General features: G+C 65.7%; 22 protein-coding genes. 11 read left to right on the top strand and 11 right to left on the bottom strand.

Annotation, left to right across the window (positions count from 1 at the left end):
• The first annotated feature begins 84 nt into the window (after positions 1 to 84).
• Complete coding sequence (locus tag AC1DRE_RS09515) at positions 85 to 1,005, top strand: phosphatase PAP2 family protein (RefSeq protein ID WP_476984392.1); 921 nt, start codon at positions 85 to 87, stop codon at positions 1,003 to 1,005.
• A gap of 30 nt (positions 1,006 to 1,035) precedes the next feature.
• On the opposite strand, the gene AC1DRE_RS09510 is transcribed toward AC1DRE_RS09515, so the two are convergent.
• The gene (locus AC1DRE_RS09510) at positions 1,036 to 1,785 is read right to left on the bottom strand and encodes a glycoside hydrolase family 25 domain-containing protein (protein ID WP_476984391.1); all 750 of its coding nucleotides are present in this window, start codon (positions 1,783 to 1,785) and stop codon (positions 1,036 to 1,038) included.
• Between the two features lie 265 nt (positions 1,786 to 2,050).
• On the opposite strand from AC1DRE_RS09510, the gene AC1DRE_RS09505 reads away from it, so the two are divergent.
• Positions 2,051 to 3,268: an aminotransferase class I/II-fold pyridoxal phosphate-dependent enzyme gene (locus AC1DRE_RS09505; protein WP_476984390.1), complete on the top strand. Its 1,218-nt coding sequence runs from the start codon at positions 2,051 to 2,053 to the stop codon at positions 3,266 to 3,268.
• Between the two features lie 102 nt (positions 3,269 to 3,370).
• Here AC1DRE_RS09505 and AC1DRE_RS09500 read toward each other — a convergent pair whose 3' ends face one another.
• Entirely contained in the window at positions 3,371 to 3,877 is a 507-nt protein-coding gene (locus AC1DRE_RS09500; protein ID WP_476984389.1) for a hypothetical protein, read from the bottom strand.
• A 378-nt stretch (positions 3,878 to 4,255) separates the two neighbouring features.
• Between AC1DRE_RS09500 and AC1DRE_RS09495 the strand changes: the two genes are divergently transcribed.
• Positions 4,256 to 4,867, top strand: coding sequence for a carboxymuconolactone decarboxylase family protein (locus AC1DRE_RS09495; protein ID WP_476984388.1), 612 nt, complete (start codon positions 4,256 to 4,258; stop codon positions 4,865 to 4,867).
• A gap of 294 nt (positions 4,868 to 5,161) precedes the next feature.
• On the opposite strand, the gene AC1DRE_RS09490 is transcribed toward AC1DRE_RS09495, so the two are convergent.
• Together AC1DRE_RS09490 and AC1DRE_RS09485 are read right to left on the bottom strand one after the other, a co-directional pair.
• Complete coding sequence (locus tag AC1DRE_RS09490; protein ID WP_476984387.1) at positions 5,162 to 5,695, bottom strand: DUF1579 family protein; 534 nt, start codon at positions 5,693 to 5,695, stop codon at positions 5,162 to 5,164.
• Positions 5,696 to 5,757: 62 nt separating this feature from the next.
• Positions 5,758 to 6,975: an MFS transporter gene (locus tag AC1DRE_RS09485; protein ID WP_476984386.1), complete on the bottom strand. Its 1,218-nt coding sequence runs from the start codon at positions 6,973 to 6,975 to the stop codon at positions 5,758 to 5,760.
• Between the two features lie 146 nt (positions 6,976 to 7,121).
• Between AC1DRE_RS09485 and AC1DRE_RS09480 the strand changes: the two genes are divergently transcribed.
• Positions 7,122 to 7,487, top strand: coding sequence for a hypothetical protein (locus AC1DRE_RS09480; protein ID WP_476984385.1), 366 nt, complete (start codon positions 7,122 to 7,124; stop codon positions 7,485 to 7,487).
• A 60-nt stretch (positions 7,488 to 7,547) separates the two neighbouring features.
• Entirely contained in the window at positions 7,548 to 8,303 is a 756-nt protein-coding gene (locus tag AC1DRE_RS09475) for an SDR family oxidoreductase (protein WP_476984384.1), read from the top strand.
• 81 nt (positions 8,304 to 8,384) lie between these two features.
• On the opposite strand, the gene AC1DRE_RS09470 is transcribed toward AC1DRE_RS09475, so the two are convergent.
• Positions 8,385 to 9,626 (bottom strand): MinD/ParA family ATP-binding protein, encoded by a 1,242-nt coding sequence (locus AC1DRE_RS09470; RefSeq protein ID WP_476984383.1) that lies wholly within the window; start codon positions 9,624 to 9,626, stop codon positions 8,385 to 8,387.
• 282 nt (positions 9,627 to 9,908) lie between these two features.
• On the opposite strand from AC1DRE_RS09470, the gene AC1DRE_RS09465 reads away from it, so the two are divergent.
• Positions 9,909 to 10,646: a GAF and ANTAR domain-containing protein gene (locus AC1DRE_RS09465; protein WP_476984382.1), complete on the top strand. Its 738-nt coding sequence runs from the start codon at positions 9,909 to 9,911 to the stop codon at positions 10,644 to 10,646.
• Between the two features lie 73 nt (positions 10,647 to 10,719).
• Here AC1DRE_RS09465 and AC1DRE_RS09460 read toward each other — a convergent pair whose 3' ends face one another.
• Complete coding sequence (locus AC1DRE_RS09460) at positions 10,720 to 11,415, bottom strand: TetR/AcrR family transcriptional regulator C-terminal domain-containing protein (protein WP_476984381.1); 696 nt, start codon at positions 11,413 to 11,415, stop codon at positions 10,720 to 10,722.
• 249 nt (positions 11,416 to 11,664) lie between these two features.
• On the opposite strand from AC1DRE_RS09460, the gene AC1DRE_RS09455 reads away from it, so the two are divergent.
• Positions 11,665 to 11,922: a hypothetical protein gene (locus tag AC1DRE_RS09455; protein ID WP_476984380.1), complete on the top strand. Its 258-nt coding sequence runs from the start codon at positions 11,665 to 11,667 to the stop codon at positions 11,920 to 11,922.
• Positions 11,923 to 12,082: 160 nt separating this feature from the next.
• On the opposite strand, the gene AC1DRE_RS09450 is transcribed toward AC1DRE_RS09455, so the two are convergent.
• Together AC1DRE_RS09450 and AC1DRE_RS09445 are read right to left on the bottom strand one after the other, a co-directional pair.
• A complete protein-coding gene (locus tag AC1DRE_RS09450; RefSeq protein WP_476984379.1) occupies positions 12,083 to 12,460 on the bottom strand; it encodes an ArsR/SmtB family transcription factor in 378 nt (125 codons plus the stop codon).
• Positions 12,420 to 13,706 (bottom strand): MFS transporter, encoded by a 1,287-nt coding sequence (locus tag AC1DRE_RS09445; RefSeq protein ID WP_476984378.1) that lies wholly within the window; start codon positions 13,704 to 13,706, stop codon positions 12,420 to 12,422. The genes AC1DRE_RS09450 and AC1DRE_RS09445 overlap by 41 nt, the downstream gene beginning before the upstream one ends.
• Positions 13,707 to 13,961: 255 nt before the next feature.
• On the opposite strand from AC1DRE_RS09445, the gene AC1DRE_RS09440 reads away from it, so the two are divergent.
• From AC1DRE_RS09440 to AC1DRE_RS09425, 4 genes are all read left to right on the top strand, one after another.
• Positions 13,962 to 14,363: a MarR family winged helix-turn-helix transcriptional regulator gene (locus AC1DRE_RS09440; protein WP_476984377.1), complete on the top strand. Its 402-nt coding sequence runs from the start codon at positions 13,962 to 13,964 to the stop codon at positions 14,361 to 14,363.
• 197 nt (positions 14,364 to 14,560) lie between these two features.
• Complete coding sequence (locus AC1DRE_RS09435) at positions 14,561 to 15,031, top strand: hypothetical protein (RefSeq protein WP_476984376.1); 471 nt, start codon at positions 14,561 to 14,563, stop codon at positions 15,029 to 15,031.
• A 103-nt stretch (positions 15,032 to 15,134) separates the two neighbouring features.
• On the top strand, positions 15,135 to 16,556 hold the full coding sequence (locus AC1DRE_RS09430; protein WP_476984375.1) for a hypothetical protein: 1,422 nt from the start codon (positions 15,135 to 15,137) through the stop codon (positions 16,554 to 16,556).
• A gap of 477 nt (positions 16,557 to 17,033) precedes the next feature.
• Complete coding sequence (locus AC1DRE_RS09425; protein ID WP_476984374.1) at positions 17,034 to 17,240, top strand: hypothetical protein; 207 nt, start codon at positions 17,034 to 17,036, stop codon at positions 17,238 to 17,240.
• A gap of 220 nt (positions 17,241 to 17,460) precedes the next feature.
• Here the strand turns inward: AC1DRE_RS09425 and AC1DRE_RS09420 are convergent, their stop codons facing one another.
• From AC1DRE_RS09420 to AC1DRE_RS09410, 3 genes are all read right to left on the bottom strand, one after another.
• Complete coding sequence (locus tag AC1DRE_RS09420) at positions 17,461 to 17,598, bottom strand: hypothetical protein (RefSeq protein ID WP_476984373.1); 138 nt, start codon at positions 17,596 to 17,598, stop codon at positions 17,461 to 17,463.
• 206 nt (positions 17,599 to 17,804) lie between these two features.
• Positions 17,805 to 17,948 (bottom strand): hypothetical protein, encoded by a 144-nt coding sequence (locus AC1DRE_RS09415; RefSeq protein ID WP_476984372.1) that lies wholly within the window; start codon positions 17,946 to 17,948, stop codon positions 17,805 to 17,807.
• A gap of 63 nt (positions 17,949 to 18,011) precedes the next feature.
• On the bottom strand, positions 18,012 to 18,176 hold the full coding sequence (locus AC1DRE_RS09410; RefSeq protein WP_476984371.1) for a hypothetical protein: 165 nt from the start codon (positions 18,174 to 18,176) through the stop codon (positions 18,012 to 18,014).
• Positions 18,177 to 18,308 lie beyond the last annotated feature (132 nt).

Below are 18,308 nucleotides of genomic sequence, written 5' to 3'. Positions count from 1 at the left end.
CTTTCGGAGGCACGGCGCAGGCATCTTCGGAGGCACGGCGCAGGCACTTTCCTCAGACGGCTCTCAGCATTTTGTGGGACGCTGATGGTGATGAGTTCTCACCTTAAAGATTCCCGACGACGGCGGCCGGCCGGGCAGGTGCGTGGCACCAAGCGACTGGGGGCGCTGTGCATCCTCGCAACACTGGCCTGTGTTGCCGGCCTGATTGCAACGTATTACTTCTTCGTGCGGACCACCACGGGGCAGTACATCGACGAATCCGCCCTCGTGGAGGCCGTCGCCATCCACGGGCCCGCCGGGAAGGCCGCAACCAGGTTCCTGGACTGGCTGCCCACCATCTCGCTGGTGATGGCCGCCGTCGTGGTCCTCTTTGTCACGGTGATCCGCAAACGGTGGAGGGCCGCAGGCATTGCCGTGGCCGCATGTATCGGCGCGAACATCGCCACGCAGGTACTGAAGGAACTGCTGCCGGCCCGGCCGTTCCGCGGGGTCGAAACCCTGGAATTGAATTCGTTGCCGTCCGGCCACACCACCCTGGCTGCGTCGGCTGCGGCCGCCGTGTTCCTGATGGCCTCGCCGCGCTGGCGGCCGTTCGCAGGCTTCGTGGGCGGCAGCTTCGCCATCGTGTCCGGGATTTCCACGGTGGTGAACCAGTGGCACCGGCCCGCCGACGTCGTGGCGGCCTTCCTGCTGGTGGGCGCCTTCGCGATCCCGGCCGGATGGCTGATCATCCGCACGGGCAATTCCTGGAACGTGTGGGACGGCTTCGGCGGGCACTGGGCGTCCTCACGCTGGTGGATCCGGCTGCCGGGCCTGATCTCCCTGGTGTTTGCGGCAGCCGCCGCGTATTTGCTCACCCGGTACATCCCCGGCCAGGGCGGCAGCACCACCAGCTACTTCTGGGGCGGCATCTCACTGATCGTAGTGGCCGGGTACCTTGCCACCGTGGCCACCACCGCGCTGTTCGCCTTTGCCGCACGACGGCGGGTGGCCGGCGGCCGCTGACGGCCCGCCTGGCGCTGACAGAGCCGGGCGCTACTTCAGGAACGAGGCGTGGAAGGAGTTCAGGTCCACCGGCACGCCGTTGAGGCTGTGCTCGAACTTCTGCTGGATGCCGATCCGCATGGTGGTGGACGTGTTCCAGCCGCCGTACTGCACCGGGGCGGGCGCAAGGTAGTCAGCTGTCCAGGTTGAGTAGTCGAGGTTGCTTGTGTCGGTGTCCCACAGTGGAACGTCGGCGAAGGCCGCGCTGCTACCCATGAGGGCCGGCCAGATGTGCCGGCCGCTGTAAATCACCGGACGCACACCCAAGCCCTTGACGCCGTCCACCATCGCCCGGGTCACCGGCGAACTGCCAGGCTCAACATCCAGGGCGAAAAACTGCAGCTGCGGGACATACGGTCCGGCCGCGCTGATGCCGCCCTGCCAGCAGGACGCATCCCGCGTGTAGATGGCAATTTTCAGGCCGGCGTCGAGCGCCATCTTGAGCTGGGCCTGCGTCCGGTGCCACGGCTCGCAATTACCCCACGCAGTGGAATGCATCACGTAAAGCCGAATACCGGCGTCGAACGCTTGTTTGAACCACGCAGGGTCGCTGATCTCCGCGGTGCTGTCCACAGCCTTCACGGAGGGGTCCGTTTCAAGCGGGAGCGCTGCCGTGACCTGCAACATCGTCTCCTGGTCGGAAGCGGGCCGGGCCGCCGCGGATGCCGCTGCGGGTGCAGATCCGAGGCTCAGTAGAAGAGGCAGGGCGGCAAGAACAACAACGAGGTTGATCGGAAGCATGCGATACTCCTGGGTCTGGCCGGCCCGGTTCGGTCCGGTGGGATGCGCAAGTTGATCGGACCCAGTTCCCGGTCAACCCGTGGACACCACAAGTGATGCAGGTTGGTCCCTAATTTTACGGCCATTGCAGCGAAAGGCGCGTCCCTTTACCAGCGGATTCCCATTTACATTGCCGCGGGTGAAGGCCAGAATAAATCGCACCACAGCCTCCACTGGCTCAGCAGCGAGCTGACTTCCATGCTGCTCAATTCAGGGGGCTGCTCTGATGGCCGATCTCTACGAATCCAAGCTTTCCACGCGGGTGGATTTCCCGGCCCGGGCCAGGGCCGTTGCCTCAATTCCGTCGTTGCTGAGGGTCCAGGGATTCCTGCGCGCGCATGCCCGGCGCCAGAACGATCCGGGAATCTGCGACTTCACCCTGGGCAATCCGCACCAAATGCCGCAAGAGGCATATGTAGCGGCATTGCGGGATCAGCTGGAGCCCAGGAACGAACTCTGGTTCGCGTATAAGTCCAACGGCGCCGAAGCCCAGCAGGCGGCGGCGGCATCGCTGCAGCGCCTGCTGGAAATGCCGTTCGAGCCGGAGGACATCCATCTCACCACGGGCGGGTTCACCGCCATCGCCATGGCACTGAAGGCCGTGGCGGACCCGGGTGATGAGGTGATTTACAGCCTGCCCCCGTGGTTCCTGTACGAGCCGATCGTCGTCGAGGCCGGCCTGGTCCCGGTCAAGGTGCGGCTCGACGAGGAGACGTTCGACCTGGACCTCACGGCTGTCGCGTCCGCCATCACGCCCCGCACCCGGGTGGTGATCGTCAATACCCCCAACAACCCCACCGGCCGGATTTACCCGACCACGCTGCTGGTAAAGCTGGCGGCGATGCTGGAGCTGGCGTCGGAGCGGAACGGCCGCCGGATCTACCTCCTGTCCGACGAGGCCTACAACCGGATTGTCTATGACGGCGCCCGCTTCCACAGCCCGGCCGAGTACTATCCGCATACCCTGCTGGCTTACTCCTACGGGAAGACGCACCTGGCACCCGGACAGCGCATAGGCTACCTGGCCCTGCCGCCCACCATGCCGGACCGGGACGCCCTGCGGGAAATCCTGGGTGCGGTGCAGGTGGCCATGGGCTGGATCTACCCCAACGCGCTGCTCCAGTACGCGCTGCCTGCGTTGGAGACGTTTTCCATCGATGTGGGACAGCTGCAGCGGAAACGGGACCGGCTGCACGAGGAGCTGACGGGGATGGGCTACCGGCTCCACCGGCCGGAGGGCTCGTTCTACCTGTTCGTCCATTCGCCGGTTCCCGACGACGAAGCGTTCACCGAGTCCCTGGCCACCCGTGACGTCTTTGTGCTGCCGGGGGTCCTGTTTGAAACACCGGGATTCTTCCGGATCTCGCTCACGGCCAACGAAGAGATGATGGAGCGCAGCCTGCCCGCGTTCGCGGAGGCGATCAGGCTCGCGGGGGTTGGGTGAGTTGGCGCGGGTTGGGTGAGCTGCGGGGGTTGGGTGAGTTGGCGCGGACACACAGGATGGCCCGGGCGCCGCACTGCGCCCGGGCCATCGGTCTGGAGATGCTTACGACAGCGCTTCGCAAACGTCCACGGTTTGGCCCGCTGGGGCTTCCACATCCACCACATTAAAGGTGGTCAGGGAATCCAGAGTGAGCACCAGCCTGCCCGTGTATTGCGTTATCGCCGGCCCACCCACGTCCGTCACAGGGAAGAACGCAAAACCGTTGTGTCCTGTGAACGTGACCGTCACGGTTCCGTCCGGGTTCGTGACATACTTCGCGACGGATCCGGAGGTCTTCACCGTGTAGGTTTTGCTCGTGTCTTCAAGGTTCGTGTAGGTGAGGAGGACGCCCTTGCCAGCGGTGAAGAAGTCCCCGTTTCCGAACGTTATTCTGGTGATCTTGCCTCCGGTGCCTGTGACCAGAACCGGGAAGTCGCAGCCCGGCGTGGTGAACTCAAAGTCCTGAGCTCCAGGTGGACGGTCGACGACGGCACCTGCGGCCGGCGCCGTCAGAAGGACAGCTGCCGCCGCAGCGAGTGGCGCGAGCCAGCGGGTTGATTTACCGAACATGGAAGTCTCCAAATCTTTTGCAGGGGAACGTATCACCCGGTGGGCGGAGACCATACGTTGCAAACAGGTACGGGCGAACCCTGACGGCGGCATCCACGCCGCCCCGCCGCGGTCCGGTGTTCGATCCACCGGCGCACGGGATTGACCTTACTCAGCAGCCTTAGGGTCCACCTGAGTGGTCAGTACCTGTTCTTCCCGGCCCACTCCTGCATGGGGGCCCGGCTGCTACGCACTGTGCCGCAGGCTCCCGAACACGCCGGGTCTGTGTGTTGACTCGCCGGTGGTCGCGGAGGAATATCGCACTTGTCCGCACCGGCGCTGCCAGGGCTCTCCACCGCCGTGCAGCGCGGGTGGCCCCAGCCGGAAGAAGGATCCCCCATGTCCATACTCGCCACCACTCCCGAAAGCCAGGCGTTCGGCCTGAAGGCGAAGATATACGACGACGACCTCCGGTCCCACGGTTACGTCGCCAAGCACACGAAGGACCTGGCGGTGAACCCGGAGGCGTATGTGGCGTTTGAAGCGCTCATCAGCGCCATCACGCAGAACATGGATGCGCGGCGCTACGAGCTGATCACCCTGGCCGCCGCCCAGTCGCTGGGTTCGGCACACTGCCGGCTGGCCCACGGACTGAAGGCGCTGCGGGCCATTGCCGAGGACGAGCTGGTGCAGATCGCCAAGGACTATCACAACGCGGGGCTAACACCCGCGGAGGTGGCCATGATGGAGTACGCCGAACGGCTCAGCACGGACGCGGTGGCCATGACCGACGCCGACACCCTCGAGCTGCGGGACCACGGCTTCACCGACCGGGAAATCCTGGACATCACGTTGGCTGCGGCCGCCAGGAACTACATGAGCCGCACGCTGCAGGCCATCGCCGCGGAGGTGGATGTTCCCACCAAGCTCTCCCCGCAGCTCCGCAGCGCCCTGCTGTCTCCCCTGGCACAGTACGGCGCGGCGGCGAAGCCCCGGCACCGCGACGCCTGAGCCCAAACGCTCTCTCACTTCATGTGGCAATAAACCCAAACGCTCTCTCACTTCATGCGGCAATAAACCCAACGCTCTCTCACTTCATGCGGTAAAAGGCCCAACGCTCTCTCACCCCGCCGGGACGCCGGAGATGGTGAGAGAGCGTTCAGGGAAGAAGGCACAAGAAGTGAGAGAGCGTTTGGGGAAAAGGCACAAGAAGTGAGAGAGCGTCACGAGTCGTAGGGCTTGCTGCCTGGCTGGTTGGGTGGCGCCGGGAGTGCGTGGGCGACTGCCCGGCTTCCATGGCTCGCCCTAGGCCTGCCGGCGGTACGTTGCGTCGACCACCTGGTACGGATCGTGGCCGGGCACCATGTTGTGCATGGTGATCCGTCCGCCGTTGCCGTCGCCGGGGTGGACGTGGATCTGCCAGCCCCAGTCGGGTCCGGACGGGGCGGGGTACCAGCCGGTCAGACGGATCACGCCGTCGTCGTCGATGGTCCCGTCAAGGGTCAGCCATTCCGGCCCGGAGTGGAAGGAATCAACCCAGACCGCTTTGGCCCCTTGGGTTCCGGCGGCCGCGTCCGACGGCGGCACCTCACCCGCCGCCGTTCCGGGCACCTCACCACCCGCCTCACCACCGGCCGGGCCGGAGCCCAGGAGCAGCAGGCCGCTCTGCGGCTTGCCCTCGTGCTGCCACGTGTACTCGATGGTCACGAACGCCCCGGCGGTCACGGTGACGGTCGCGGCCGACACTGATTCCTGGTACTCGTCCGTGGGCATGATCCGCAGCAAGTTGTGGCCCTGCCAGCTTCCGATGAACGGCGCCAAACTTTCGATAATCGTCATACCGGCAGTCTGGCGGGTAAGCGCGGCCGCCGCCAGCACGGCACGCGGTCCTGCTGCGTCAGCTAGTAGTTCCGTCGGTGTTTGAGCCGCGGAATCGTGATGGCGAAGACGACGGCGGCGGCGAACCCCAGCACGCCGGTGGCCCACACGCCCGCCCCCAGTGAGACTGCCGCGGTGACGCCGGAGAGCAGCGCCGGACCGCCGGTGGCGCCGGCGTCGGCAATAAAGCGCCACAGTCCCAGGAACTGGCCGCGCCCGCGGGGCGGGGAGAAGTCGGCCCCGAGGGTCATGATGAGGCCGGAGCTGATGCCGTTGCCGAACCCGATCAGCAGGGCCGCCAGCAGCAGGCCCACAAAAGTGCCCGTCAGCGGGATGAGCATGAGGGCGGTGCCCATGATCACCGTGGACGGGATGGCCACCCATTGCCGGCCCTTGCGGTCCATGAGCTTGCCCGCCGGGTAGAACACCAGCATGTCGATCGCTCCGGAGAGGCCGTAGATCAGCGAGGCCTGCGTGGCGTCCATGCCCAGGTTGTCCGCCCACAGCGGGATGACCACCTGGCGGGAGGCGCGCAGGGCACTGAGCAGCAGGATGCCGGCGCCCACGGTGAGGAACACCCCGGCGTGGGACCGGGCGATGCCGCGCATGGTGGGCTCCGGGCCGTGGTGCCCGCCGCCCGAACCGCCAACAGCAGGCAGGTCGGGGATGGTGATGGACAGGACGGCAGCGGCTGCCATGGCCGCCACGCCCACCCAGTACGCACCGCTGATCCCGGCGAACTGCATGATGCCTGCGCCCACGAACGGTCCGATGAAGATGCCGATCCTGCTCACGCCGCCCAGTGTGGACAGGGCACGGGCGCGGAACGCCACCGGCACCGCCTCGGTCAGGTATTTTTGCCGGGCAAGGCTGAAGACGCTTGCGGCCATTCCGACGACGACCATCGCCACGGCGAGCAGCCACAGTCCGTCGGGGATCACCGAGGACAGCCCGGCCGCCGTCAGCGCCAGGGCGCCGGCCGCTGCGGCCCCGACGATGGACCAGCGTTCGCCGAATTTGAGGGTGATGAGGGAGGCGGGCAGGTTGAAGAACCAGGAGCCCAGGCCGATGAGCGTGACGATCAGCGCGGCCACCGCCACGGACGCGCCGAGGTCCCGGGCGGAGAGCGCCACCACCGGGAGCACCGACCCTTCGCCGATGCAGAACAGCAGCGCAGGTCCGAATGCGGGGACGGCGATGCTGCGGAGGCTGAAGGTCTTGGTGGCTTGCGCGGAGGTCATCCCCTTCATCCTATGACCCGGGTTCCGCCGCCGGCACCGCAGGGAATCCGACGCACATTCGGGGGTCACAAAATGCCTCGCGAGGACTACCGTTTGCCTTGTGGGGTACTTACACGTGTGCCCGTCACCAAAAGGAGGATCGTCCCATGGGCGAAGTGTGGATACGCACGGTCAACAACAGCCTGGTCCGCGGCAGCATGGTCACCGAGATCGCTTCCACCCGCGGGTCCCTTCATGAGGACCAGGGCTACGCGCTGAAGGTCATCCTGGACGGCAAGGCCCACGTACTGATCGACGACGGCGAGCTCCGGGGCTCGCTGACCGAACGGCTCGAGTATGCCCGGAACCTGGAGGACGCTCTGCTGCTTGCCCTGGACGAGGCCGGACGGATGGAGGCGTCCGCGGTGGTGGAGCACGATCCGGAGCGGGACCGGTGGCAGGTTATTGCCGCCGCGGAACTCGGTGGTGGTGTCCGGGCCGGCCTCAATGCTGCGGCAGGATCGCGCATGTAAGAAAGTAGGCACTCCGTTCTCTTGCCGGGATTGGCTGCCTGCCAGCAAAGGAAGCAAGCTATGAAAATCGCCGTTGCCGGGGGAACCGGAATTGTCGGTCACCACGTGGTCAGCATCGCCAGGGACCGGGGGCACCAGGTGGTGAGCCTGAGCCGTGCAGACGGCGTGGACCTGGTCACCGGCCGTGGCCTCGACGAGGCACTCCGGGGTGTGGAGACGGTCATCGACGTTTCCGGCATTCAGACCAGGTCGACCAAGAAGGCCGTGGACTTTTTCACGAACAGCACCCAGAATCTGTTGGCTGCCGAGAAGAAGGCCGGAGTGCGCCACCATCTTGCCCTCTCGATTGTGGGCATCGACACGGCGACGTCGGGGCTGTACGCGGGAAAGCTGGTGCAGGAGGATACGGTCCGCCACGGCGGTGTGCCTTGGACCCTCCTGAGGTCCACCCAGTTCCACGAGTTTGTGCCCATGACCGTCGGCATCGCTTCACTGGGCCCGCTGGTGCTTGTTCCGCAGATGCGGACCCAGCCGGTGGCGGCGCGGGAGGTGGCGGAGGCGCTGGTGGATGCCGCAGAGGCAGGGCCTAGTGGCCGCATGCCAGACCTCGGCGGGCCACGCCCGGAGGAACTGGACGACCTCGTCCGCGCCTACCTGCAGAAATTCCGCATGCGGAAGCAGATCGCGAAACTATTCATCCCCGGTTCCATGGGCAAAGCCATGCGCAGCGGCGAGCTCATCCCCAAGCCGGGTGCCGCCGTCGGACGCCAGACGTTCCAGGAGTGGCTGGAGACGGACGCCTCCTCCCCCAACTAGGTAGCAGCAGATGTCGTTTTGAGCGCCCATAACGACATTAACTGCTACCTAGTTGGGCAGGCGGAGCAAAACGGGAAGCGCCTAGACGTACCCGTCCACAATCGCGGCCGCGATTTCCTTGTAGGCGCGGCGGGTCTCGGGGCGCAGCACGTCCAGGGTGACCAGGTCGCCGTCGGCCACTCCGCGGTCGTGCGGGACGGCGATCAGCTGCCGGCAGATGCCGGAGAGGTGTTCCTCGATGGCGTCCTTGTCCACGCGGGAGGAGACCTCGTCCTTGTCCGTGATCACCACGATGGCGTTGCGTGCCAGCTCCTCGTAGCCGTGGCCGGCGAGCCACTGCAGGGTGCTGCGGGCACGCTTGGCCCCGCTCACCGCATACCCGGCGGCGATCACCAGGTTGTCGGCGGACTGCAGGATACCGCTCATCGCGTTGTGCGTGACGCCGGTGCCGCAGTCGGTCAGGGCCACCGAGTAGTAGCCGGAGATGAGCTTGCGGATGCGGAGGTATTCCTCGGCCGTTAGCGAGTCCGACACCTCCGGGTCCTGCTCCCCCGCGATCAGGTGCAGCCGGCCGGCGTGGTGCATGTAGCGGGCCAGCGCCGTGAGGGAATCGACCGAGTCGATGTTCTTGAGCAGGTCCGTGATGGTGCGGGGGCTGGCCTGCTGGTAGATGCCCTCGCCCAGGGCGCGCTCCACGAGGTCGCCGGAGTCCGGATTGGCGTCGATGGCGCACGGGGCGTCGCCGCGGAATTCGGCGAGGGTCAGGCCCACGCCCACGGTGGTGGAGGTCTTGCCGATGCCGCCCTTGAGGCTGAGCACCGCGGTGTTGTAGCTGCCCTGCAGCTGGCGGGAGATCCGCCGGCCCAGTTCGTCCTCTTCACGCTGCCGCGGGCCGGGGCCCAGGTTGATGGCTCCGCCGCTCAGGGCGAAGAGGGCGCCGCGGAAGCCGCCGCGGGGGCGGGGCTTCTGCTGGCGGACAAAGGAACCCGGCGAGGTGATGAAGTCGGGCGCGTCCGCTGCCGCCAGTTTCGCGGCCTGGCGCGAGGTCGCGCGCTGCGGGGAACCAGCGGAGGTGGTCTCTTCAGCGGTAGCGTTCGACGGCGGCGTGCTCGGTTCCGCGGGAACGGCCCGGCGGGAGGCGGCCGGCTGCGACGTGGGGAGAGCGGGTGCTGACGCAGGCACCGGGGACGGCACCTCTGCGGGAGCTTCCTCCGGACCGATCTCTACTTCGGCCTGGGCGTCGGCGACGGCGGCCGCTTCTGCCCAGGAACTCCGCCGGGTGGGAGCAGTGCGGCTGGTGTTGGGAGTTGCAGCGGCGGGCATGGTTCCTGTCCGGGCATCCGGAGATGCACCGGCCGGGCGACGGAGGTCGCGGCGGCGGCGCGTCTGAGACTGCCCTGCATTTTTTGCAGAGGCTCGTGCGTTCTTATCGGCCGATTCGGGCATGTTTGTCCCCCCAGGACGTTCGGCAAAGCGTGCAGCTGCTCTTTAGGGCGTGGGTCAATCAGCAATTCTAGGCGCTTCGGGACGAAAGTCCGCCACACAAGGGGTGGAAGAGACGCGGCGCACAGTTGCCCCGCACGGGTGGGCGCCTTACATTGAGGCATGGCCAACTCCACCGAGCGCGAACGCGTCCTGGAACTTCAGGACCACATTATTGGCAGCGAGAATGTTGCCGAGTTTCTGCAGCGCCTGTCCGTCATGGCGGCCGCCGCTGTGAGCAGGGCGACATCCAGCAAGGTGGAGTGCGGAGTGACACTGAAACGCCGCCGGCGGACGGCCACCGTAGCCGGGAGCAGCCCCAAGGCACTGACCCTTGACCGGATCGAGCAAAGCATCGGAGAGGGTCCCTGTATCGAGGCACTCAAAATCAAAGCCCCCGTGCTGCTCAGCAACCTGGACACGGATCCCCGCTGGCCTGCTTACCGGGATGCGCTGTCCGCCGAGGGGTGCCAGGGCACGCTGGGCGTACCGCTGGAGCTTGGTGAGGAATCGGCGGCTGCACTGAACTTCTTCGCGTTCTCGTCCGGGGTATTCACGGACAGCGTCATCCAAGAGGCCTCAGACTTCGCCGATATCGCCGGCGGCGCCGTGCGGCTGGCGGTCCGGCTTGGCACCGCGCAGTCGCTGGCGGATGATCTGTCCGCCGCAATGGAAAGCCGGACGTCCATCGACCTGGCGTGCGGTGTGATCATGGGCCAGAACCGCTGCTCGCAGGCCGAGGCCATGGCCATCCTGACCAAAGTGTCCAGCAACCGTAACCAGAAGCTGCGCCTAGTCGCGGAAGAGATGCTCAGCAAGCTCACGGGTGCAGACATCCGTACCCACTTCGATCCCGCCTGATCTCGACGCCGGCCAACGCCCCCGCGCGCCCGCAGCCTGCGCGCCCGCGCGCCCGCGGCCAATGGGCCCGCGGCTAATCTCCCGGCTTGCCTGCCCGCGGGTCCAGCCGCTCGGCGAGTCCGGACAGCAGGATGCTGATTCCCTGATCCAGCTCCGCCTCGCCGTCGTAATCCGCCAGAACCGGCGCCAGCTCCCGGAGGTGCGGGAACTCGCGGGCCGGGAGCCGGTGCAGGCCCAGCCGGAGCAGCGCCTCATTTTCGTCCGGGTCCACAACGAACTCTTGAAGCTCATTCAGGATGTGGCCGTACAGGAAGCCGTAGTAGGCGCGGTAGACGTGGAGGGCGTCGTTGGGGGCAAAACCGGCCTCAATGAGCAAGCCGAGGATCTGTTCAAGCGGGCGCAGCGTTCCCAATGGCCGCAGCCCCAGCGGGGTGGACAGCGGACGCGTCACCAGCAGCGGCACAACGTTGGGATGCCGGAGGGCCAGGAGCCGCAGGTCATGGGCGATCCGGCGGAGCTGCGACTGCCAATCGGGGTCCTCCGCGAAGATTGCCAGCTCATTCAGGACCAGTTCGGTGATCCCGTCCAGCAGATCCGCGCGGTTGGCCGCATAGCGGTAGAGGCCCATGGGGTCGCGGTCCAGGGCCTGGCCCAGCCGTCGCATGCTGAGGGCTTCAAGGCCTTCGGCATCCACCAGCTCGAGCGCCGCTTTAAGGACCACCTCGCGGTTTAGCCGTCTTTTGGGGGCCGTGTCCTGCGGGGCTGTCATCGTGGTGGTCCTTTGGTCGGAAATGGCCGGCATGCGATCGCATCTGGCTGCCCTCTATTGCTTTACCCGTAGTCTACGCCTAGAGTCTACGGTGTAGATATATTCCGTTGAAGACACCAAAACTCCTGGATACGTCACACCCGCCGCTTAGATCAGGGTGGACCGCTTCAGGCCTTGTGCAAGGATCTGGAACGTAGCTGCTGTAGCCGAACGGCGGCACATGATGCACTGCATGGAAAAGAACCAATCATGGCCGTTTCACATTTTGACCGCTTCCTGAGTGAAGCCACCGCACCGGATCACGACGGCGACCTGTCGCTGAGGAAGGACCAGCTGTACGGGCTGTACACCAGCTGGTGCCTTCTCAACCGGTCCAACCCGGTAGCCGGATCCGATTTTTGGTCCGCAATGAAAAGCCACCGCATCCGGCCTTCGGACACCGGGCTCCGCATGACGGGGCCCGCCGCCGCAGACTACATCCTGGCCACGTACCCGGTGCTCGTCTAACCGACAAACCGGAGAAAACCCTCCCGCAGCAACGGACCACAAAGGGCCGGTTCGCGGGTCAGCCTTGGGGGCTGACCCAGGAACCGGCCTTTTGCCTGCCCGGCGCACGCCGCCGCCCGGCGATGCCGCGCGGATGCCCCCGTCTCGAAGGGGACGGGCCCTACTCGTGCGTCGGTTCGCCGGTGATCCGGTGGTCGGCGTGGTTGATGGTTTCGCGGATGAGCCGCACCAGGTGCCCGTCGTGAAGCGAGTAGATGACATGGCGGCCGTCTTTGCGGGTGTCCACCAGGCCGCTGAGGCGGAGTTTGGCCAGATGCTGGCTGACCACCGTCCGGGGCACGCGGGCGACGCCGGTGAGTTCAGTGACGGTTTTCGGACCGGTGGAGAGCTGCCAGAGCAGGTGCAGCCGGGTGGGTTCGGCCAGCATCCGCAGGGTTCCGGCGGCGGCCTCGAGCAGCTCCGGGCCCGGGGCCACCGGGTGCACCAGGGACGGGTGGTCAGGGTCCGCTGCGGACGGGCGCTCCGGCTGGCTGCTCATCGCTGTGCTCCTCGCTCTCGATCTTCGGGGGCACCGCGGCAGGGTGCCGGGGCCAGGACAGGAATGCACCTGCACTGCCTATCATCGCAATAAACGTCAGCGCGGCGGCGGCCCAGCCGAGTCCGGCAGCTGCTCCGACCCACCCGGCCAGCGGATAGGTCAGGAGGTAGCAGGCGTGGGAGAGCGAGAACTGCGCGGTAAAAACATAGGGTCTCGTCTCCTCATTGGACGCATCGCGCAGCAGCCGGGACGACGGCGTGAGGATGGTGGAGTTTCCGGCGCCGAGCAGGAACCACAGCCCCAGCAACAGCACCCATCCGGCACCGCCGACGCCAAAGGCGGTCAGGGCGGTGGCGCCGGCCAGGCCGACGGGTATCAGGGCGGCGCCGGTGAGCATCACGGCCCGGTCCCCGAACCGGTCCAGCACCCGGGGCGCCGTCAGCGCCACGATCATGGACCCGACGCCAAAGCAGGCGAGCGCCAGGGCAAGATCGGTATTCGGCCGGTGCAGGACGTCCCGAACATAGATCACCGTGTTGACCAGCACCAGGGCCGTGGGTGCCGCGACCACCACGTTCAGCGCCAGCAGGGACCGCAACCGCCGGTTCCGCCAGAAGATCCTGGTTCCCAGCGTGGTCCGGTGCCACAGCGACGTCACGGGACCCGCAGCTCCGCTGACCCTGGGCAGCACCGTGACGGCGACCATGAGGGCCGAGAAAAGGAAGCCGCCCACGGTTCCGAGGAACAGGTTGTTGTAACTGACCAGGGTCAGCAGCAGGGCAGCAATGGCCGGGCTGACCATGGCCTCCATGTCATAGGCCAGCCGGGACAGGGACAGCGCGCGGATATAGTCCCGCTCGTCCTTCAGGATGGTCGGGATCAGCGACTGGAAGGCCGGCGTGAACGTCGCGGACGCGGACTGCAGCAGGAAGATCACGATATAGATCTGCCAGACGTCGGTGATGAAGGGCAGGCACAGGGCCATCGCCGCGCGCACCAGGTCCGCCCCGATCAGCACCCGCTTCTTCGGCCAGTGCGCCGCCACGGCATTGATGACCGGGGCCAGCCCGACGTAGGCCATCATCTTGATCGTCAGCGCCGTGCCCAGCACGGCGCCCGCGTTGCTCCCGGCCAGGTCATAGGCCAGCAGCCCCAGGGCGACCGTGAGCAGACCGGTGCCGATCAGTGCCACAATCTGCGCAGCGAACAGCCGGCGGTACGTCGTATCCCTCAGAACTGCCAGCATCGCCCACTCCATACGTGCATAGGTGCATGTCTATGCACCCATGCTACAGCTCCCCAGAAGCGGCCGGTGTCGACGCATGCACACACGCCCGGATTCCCCGGGCGCTTACGATCCAATAGTAATCATGCTTAGTATTAGGTGAGGTTTCACACCACCCACCACCGTGTCCCCAGCCGCGGTACTCCGGAAGGCAGGCACCAGGACATGGCCTCGGCCCATCAGAACAGACCGGCAGGATGGTCAACACACCGCTTATTGTCGACGGCGGCCCGGCTGGACGAGCGCCGGATCAACCGCTGCCTGGTCGGTCTGGGCCTCTCCAAGTCATCCTTCGACGCCCTTGACTGCGTGGAGGAGCTGGGGCCGGCCACCCAGAACCGACTTGCCGATGAGCTGGGAATCACCGCCCAAAGCCTCGGCAAGATCCTGGACCGGCTGAGGGACCTGGGCCTCCTGACCAAGGAGCGCGCCGCGGGCGACGGCAGGATCAGGAGCGTGCGGCTGACGCAGCGCGGGCGTTCGGTGCTGCGGACGGCCGAGGAACTGGTCCGCGGACTCCCCCGCCCGGAACGCGAGGCGGAGCTGGGCCTGCGGCAGCATCTGGAACGGCACATCGCTCACCTCTCCGAGGCCCACCAGTCCCGTGCGGAAGCGTAAACAAACGCCCTGAACCCTGCAAGACCCGTAACAGGAGTTACAGAATCACCCTTGAGTTAATCTTGAGCATTTCTTGGGGGGCACTTGACCGTTCCTTGGCGGCCACTTGAGCGAGGTCCACGAGACTTTTTCTAACGGAGCCGGACAGGGCCCCGAAGGTCGGCGGATACTCCGCACAAGTTCAAGGGGAACTTCAAATGAGCAAAGTAGCTGGACGTAAAAAGCGCATCATCATCACCACCGCAGCAATGCTGGCAGTCGGCGGCGGCGCAGCCTTCGCTTACTGGTCCGCTACGGGCATCGGCACCGGCTCGGCCAGCGCCGGCTCGACTGTGGCCTTCACGGTGCTCAGCACCCCCGCCGCCGGCGATGCACTGACCCCCGGCGGCCCCACCCAGACCGCTGCTTTCACGGTCAAGAATGAAAACACCGGTTCGCAGAACCTGGTCGCCGTTACCGCCAAGGTTGCCAAGTCTGACGGTACTGCCTGGACTGCCGGAAACTGCTCCGCCACTGACTTCGCCGTTGGCACTCCTGCCATCACCTATGGCGAGATCGCAGCAGGGACCACGGTCACCGGTTCGGTCACCGTCCAGATGGTCAACCGGGCCGCCAACCAGGACGATTGCCAGGGCGTCACCGTTCCCCTCTACTTCGAAGCAAAGTGAAGGAATAACGCACTACGGTTCCTCCTCAGTACCGTCACCTTCATCCCCCAATGGTGAACGTGGCACCCCCACCACCCCCTGAGCCAACGTCGAGAAGGTACGAATGTCCGGCAGGCGCAACACCAGCTCCCCCGAAGCCCCCCATGGCTTCCGGCGGGGGCTGGTGTTGTTTCCCCGCTCATTCGGCCGCGTCATCGCCGCTGGCATCGCGCTGGTGGTGGTGGCCCTTTTCGGCGCCCCGGCGGCTTCCGCGTACTGGCCGGCTTCAGGGACGGGAAGTACGACGGCGGCAGTCGCCACCCTGGCCGCGCCCACCAATGTGGCGGTCCCGGCAACCAGCAACTCCAACGTAGCGGTCACCTGGACTGCATCAACGGGAACGCCCGCACCGACGGGCTACTACGTCACCCGCATCACCGGCGCCACGTCGATGCTGGCCTGCGGCAGCAGCCCTGCCGCGCTCATCACGGGCACCGCGTGCACGGATGCTTCCGCGCCCGAAGGCACGCACCATTATGTGGTTACAGCCGTCCACCGGTCCTGGACCGCAACCAGCCTGACCAGCGGGAACGTCACTGTCGACAACATCAACACCATCAACTTCATCGTCCAGCCAGGGGCCAGTGTCACAGCCGGCTCGGCCCTGCAGTCCGTCACCGTCGAGCTGCGGACCGCATTCGGAATCAAGCTCCTGGCGCCCGGAGTCCAAGTGACCATCGGCATCGGCAACAACCCCGGCGGAGGCACACTCTCCGGCACACTGACGGCAACCACCAACATCTGGGGCGAGGCCACATTCGCGGGCCTGTCCGTCAACAAGGCCGGCACCGGCTACACCCTGCTGGCAACCAGCCCGGGATACTCCGGCGCCGTGAGCACCCCGTTCACCGTCTCGCCTGCGGCCGCCTCTCAGCTCGTGGTCACAGGCCCCGCTTCGGGCACCGCCTCCGCAACCGCAACCATCGGACCGTTCACCGTGCAACGCCAGGACGCCTACGGGAATCCCGTAACCACCGGAAGCACCACCGTCACCCCCACGTCGAATTCCACCGGCACCAAGGTCTTTGCCCTGACAACCGGCGGCGCAACCGTCACAACGGTGACCATTCCCGCCGGGGCCTCATCGGCGTTGTTCTACTACGGCGACACCAAAGCGGGCTCGCCCAGCATCACGCTCACGGCATCCGGGCTGGCCCAGGCATCGACGCCGGTCACCGTTTCGGCCTCAACAGCCACGACCATCGAGTTCATCCAGGGTCCGGCCAACACAGCCAACGGGCAGCCAATGGCACCAGTTACCGTTCAGGTCCTGGACTTCTTCAGGAATCCGCTGATCACCAGCATCGACCCGGTTACCATCACCAAAGTGGAGCAGGCGGGTAGCCTCAAGGGGGCAACACCGCAGAACCTCACGGGCGGCGTTGCGACCTTCAACGGGCTCTCAATCACCGGGAAAAACACCTACCACTTGGTCGCGCACTACGGCACGCTGACCGTCACCAGCGCGGCCTTCTCCATCACCTGATCGGGATCGGCAGCCCTGGCATCTCGAGTGAACAGTGTTCATGGATGCTGCGTATGGGGCCATTGATACGAGTGGTCCCAGCGAGAATTACGGGTAGTTGGCACTCGCGATTCGCGGCGCGGCGCCTCCTACTGTGGAGGCATCGCAACCGACCGGGACGAGCTGCCAAAAGGACCAGGGGGCTCAACGTCCGGCCGGCCGAACATCAGGACCCGCCTTCCGGCGCGTGCAGGAGCTGAGCACCCTGCCCGTCCGAAGGCGGGTCCTCCTGCATCCCTTGAAGGGTCGGCCAAGGCCGTCTGCCTGGTGCTTCGCGGGTAGTGGTTAGCCACGGAACAGCGTGGCAGCCATGAAGGCGCCCGGCCACCGCAAGGGTGGCAGGCACTTGTTTTGGGACCCGCCAAGTGTTGGGATGTTCCCAGGCGACAGCCTCGCCTGACCGGTCTTCGGCCGGCCCCTGACGCGAAGGAGCTTCCCATGGCAGGACTTGGCAGTAAGTTCGACAAGGATTACGAAGACAAGAGCATTGAGGAGCTGGCCAGTGCGCCGGTGGGGGCCCTCCAGGGCATCTCGGAGGCCGATGCCCTGAAGCTTCAGGAGGCCCTCGGCATCACGACGGTAAAGGACCTCGGGACCAACAAGTTCTTCCTCTGGGCGCAGGCCGTCGCGAAGCTCGCCGAGTAGCCGCCCGCCAACCGAATCACAGACCCAACAAAAGCCTCGGGCGAGAACATTCTCGCCCGAGGCTTTTCTGTGGAATAGCCGCAGCTCAGGGTGACGGTTGGTTAGCCCCGGAACAGCGCCGCAGCCACGACGGCGGCTGTGAGGACCAGGAGAATGCCGAGCAGCACGTACCCCCGCCATTTGGGGCCGGAGCGGTGCGGGTTGATGTCTACATACGGCATTACTGGCGGACCTTCACAGGAACGGGCTTCGTTGCCGCGCCACGCTTCAGGCGGAGCAGCAGGTATAAAGCGGTGAACGGAATGACAAGGGTGCCCATCAGGACGCACAGCGCAAAGGCATATTCACTCAGGGCCACGGAATTACCTCCAGGATGCGTCGTTGCATTCGAGCTGTCCCGTTACGTGAAGACTCTTCAGGCGAACGGCGGGCAACGAACTGTGAGATCCCCCATAGCGGATCGCTCATCACCATAATGTCCGGATATCAAATCTGTCCAATTTCGCTAAAGCATCCGACAAATCTTGTCAACCGCATACCGATTTATCTCATGTCCTGCCGCACTCAGCGCCCCAGTGCCATCACCATCACGACGGCGGTTGCGGCGGCCAGCGCCGCCAGCCCCACGTAGGCCAGCACACGGAGACGCCGCTTGCGCAGCTCCCGTCGCGAATCCCGGGCCGTCAGTCCACGCGCATAATTCCCCATGCCGGTGATGGTACCGGCACAATGTTTCAGGGAAACCAAGTCAAGCGGTATATGACGGTTAGGTCAGTGCTGCCATCCGTTGGCGTCCTTGATGGGCGGCGTGAAGGTGGGCCGGGTTTCCGGCGGCATGTTCTGCTGGTCCAGCCAGGATCGGACGGGGTACGGATCATCTGCAACGATGTTCCTCGCCACGAAGCGGCGGATCGCTTCCTTAATGTCCTTAATCATGCACTTACGCTACGGCTCGGTAACTCCTCTAGACAGAGTGGTCTGTACTCGTCTTTTGGGCACTCCACCACTCGTTTTCCGGGAAATCCGGTACTCGTTTTGGAGTACTCGCGCGGACTCCTGTTAACGGCC

This window comes from Arthrobacter sp. P4_H3 (assembly GCF_056400885.1).
This window is presented reverse-complemented; position numbering and strand designations above follow the sequence as displayed.

Coding starts and splice junctions, on each gene's coding strand:
- AC1DRE_RS09515 (WP_476984392.1), top strand. CDS start 85: ATGGTGATGAGTTCTCACCTTAAAGATTCCCGACGACGGCGGCCGGCC.
- AC1DRE_RS09510 (WP_476984391.1), bottom strand. CDS start 1,785: ATGCTTCCGATCAACCTCGTTGTTGTTCTTGCCGCCCTGCCTCTTCTA.
- AC1DRE_RS09505 (WP_476984390.1), top strand. CDS start 2,051: ATGGCCGATCTCTACGAATCCAAGCTTTCCACGCGGGTGGATTTCCCG.
- AC1DRE_RS09500 (WP_476984389.1), bottom strand. CDS start 3,877: ATGTTCGGTAAATCAACCCGCTGGCTCGCGCCACTCGCTGCGGCGGCA.
- AC1DRE_RS09495 (WP_476984388.1), top strand. CDS start 4,256: ATGTCCATACTCGCCACCACTCCCGAAAGCCAGGCGTTCGGCCTGAAG.
- AC1DRE_RS09490 (WP_476984387.1), bottom strand. CDS start 5,695: ATGACGATTATCGAAAGTTTGGCGCCGTTCATCGGAAGCTGGCAGGGC.
- AC1DRE_RS09485 (WP_476984386.1), bottom strand. CDS start 6,975: ATGACCTCCGCGCAAGCCACCAAGACCTTCAGCCTCCGCAGCATCGCC.
- AC1DRE_RS09480 (WP_476984385.1), top strand. CDS start 7,122: ATGGGCGAAGTGTGGATACGCACGGTCAACAACAGCCTGGTCCGCGGC.
- AC1DRE_RS09475 (WP_476984384.1), top strand. CDS start 7,548: ATGAAAATCGCCGTTGCCGGGGGAACCGGAATTGTCGGTCACCACGTG.
- AC1DRE_RS09470 (WP_476984383.1), bottom strand. CDS start 9,626: ATGCCCGCCGCTGCAACTCCCAACACCAGCCGCACTGCTCCCACCCGG.
- AC1DRE_RS09465 (WP_476984382.1), top strand. CDS start 9,909: ATGGCCAACTCCACCGAGCGCGAACGCGTCCTGGAACTTCAGGACCAC.
- AC1DRE_RS09460 (WP_476984381.1), bottom strand. CDS start 11,415: ATGACAGCCCCGCAGGACACGGCCCCCAAAAGACGGCTAAACCGCGAG.
- AC1DRE_RS09455 (WP_476984380.1), top strand. CDS start 11,665: ATGGCCGTTTCACATTTTGACCGCTTCCTGAGTGAAGCCACCGCACCG.
- AC1DRE_RS09450 (WP_476984379.1), bottom strand. CDS start 12,460: ATGAGCAGCCAGCCGGAGCGCCCGTCCGCAGCGGACCCTGACCACCCG.
- AC1DRE_RS09445 (WP_476984378.1), bottom strand. CDS start 13,706: ATGCTGGCAGTTCTGAGGGATACGACGTACCGCCGGCTGTTCGCTGCG.
- AC1DRE_RS09435 (WP_476984376.1), top strand. CDS start 14,561: ATGAGCAAAGTAGCTGGACGTAAAAAGCGCATCATCATCACCACCGCA.
- AC1DRE_RS09430 (WP_476984375.1), top strand. CDS start 15,135: ATGTCCGGCAGGCGCAACACCAGCTCCCCCGAAGCCCCCCATGGCTTC.
- AC1DRE_RS09425 (WP_476984374.1), top strand. CDS start 17,034: ATGGCAGGACTTGGCAGTAAGTTCGACAAGGATTACGAAGACAAGAGC.
- AC1DRE_RS09415 (WP_476984372.1), bottom strand. CDS start 17,948: ATGGGGAATTATGCGCGTGGACTGACGGCCCGGGATTCGCGACGGGAG.
- AC1DRE_RS09410 (WP_476984371.1), bottom strand. CDS start 18,176: ATGATTAAGGACATTAAGGAAGCGATCCGCCGCTTCGTGGCGAGGAAC.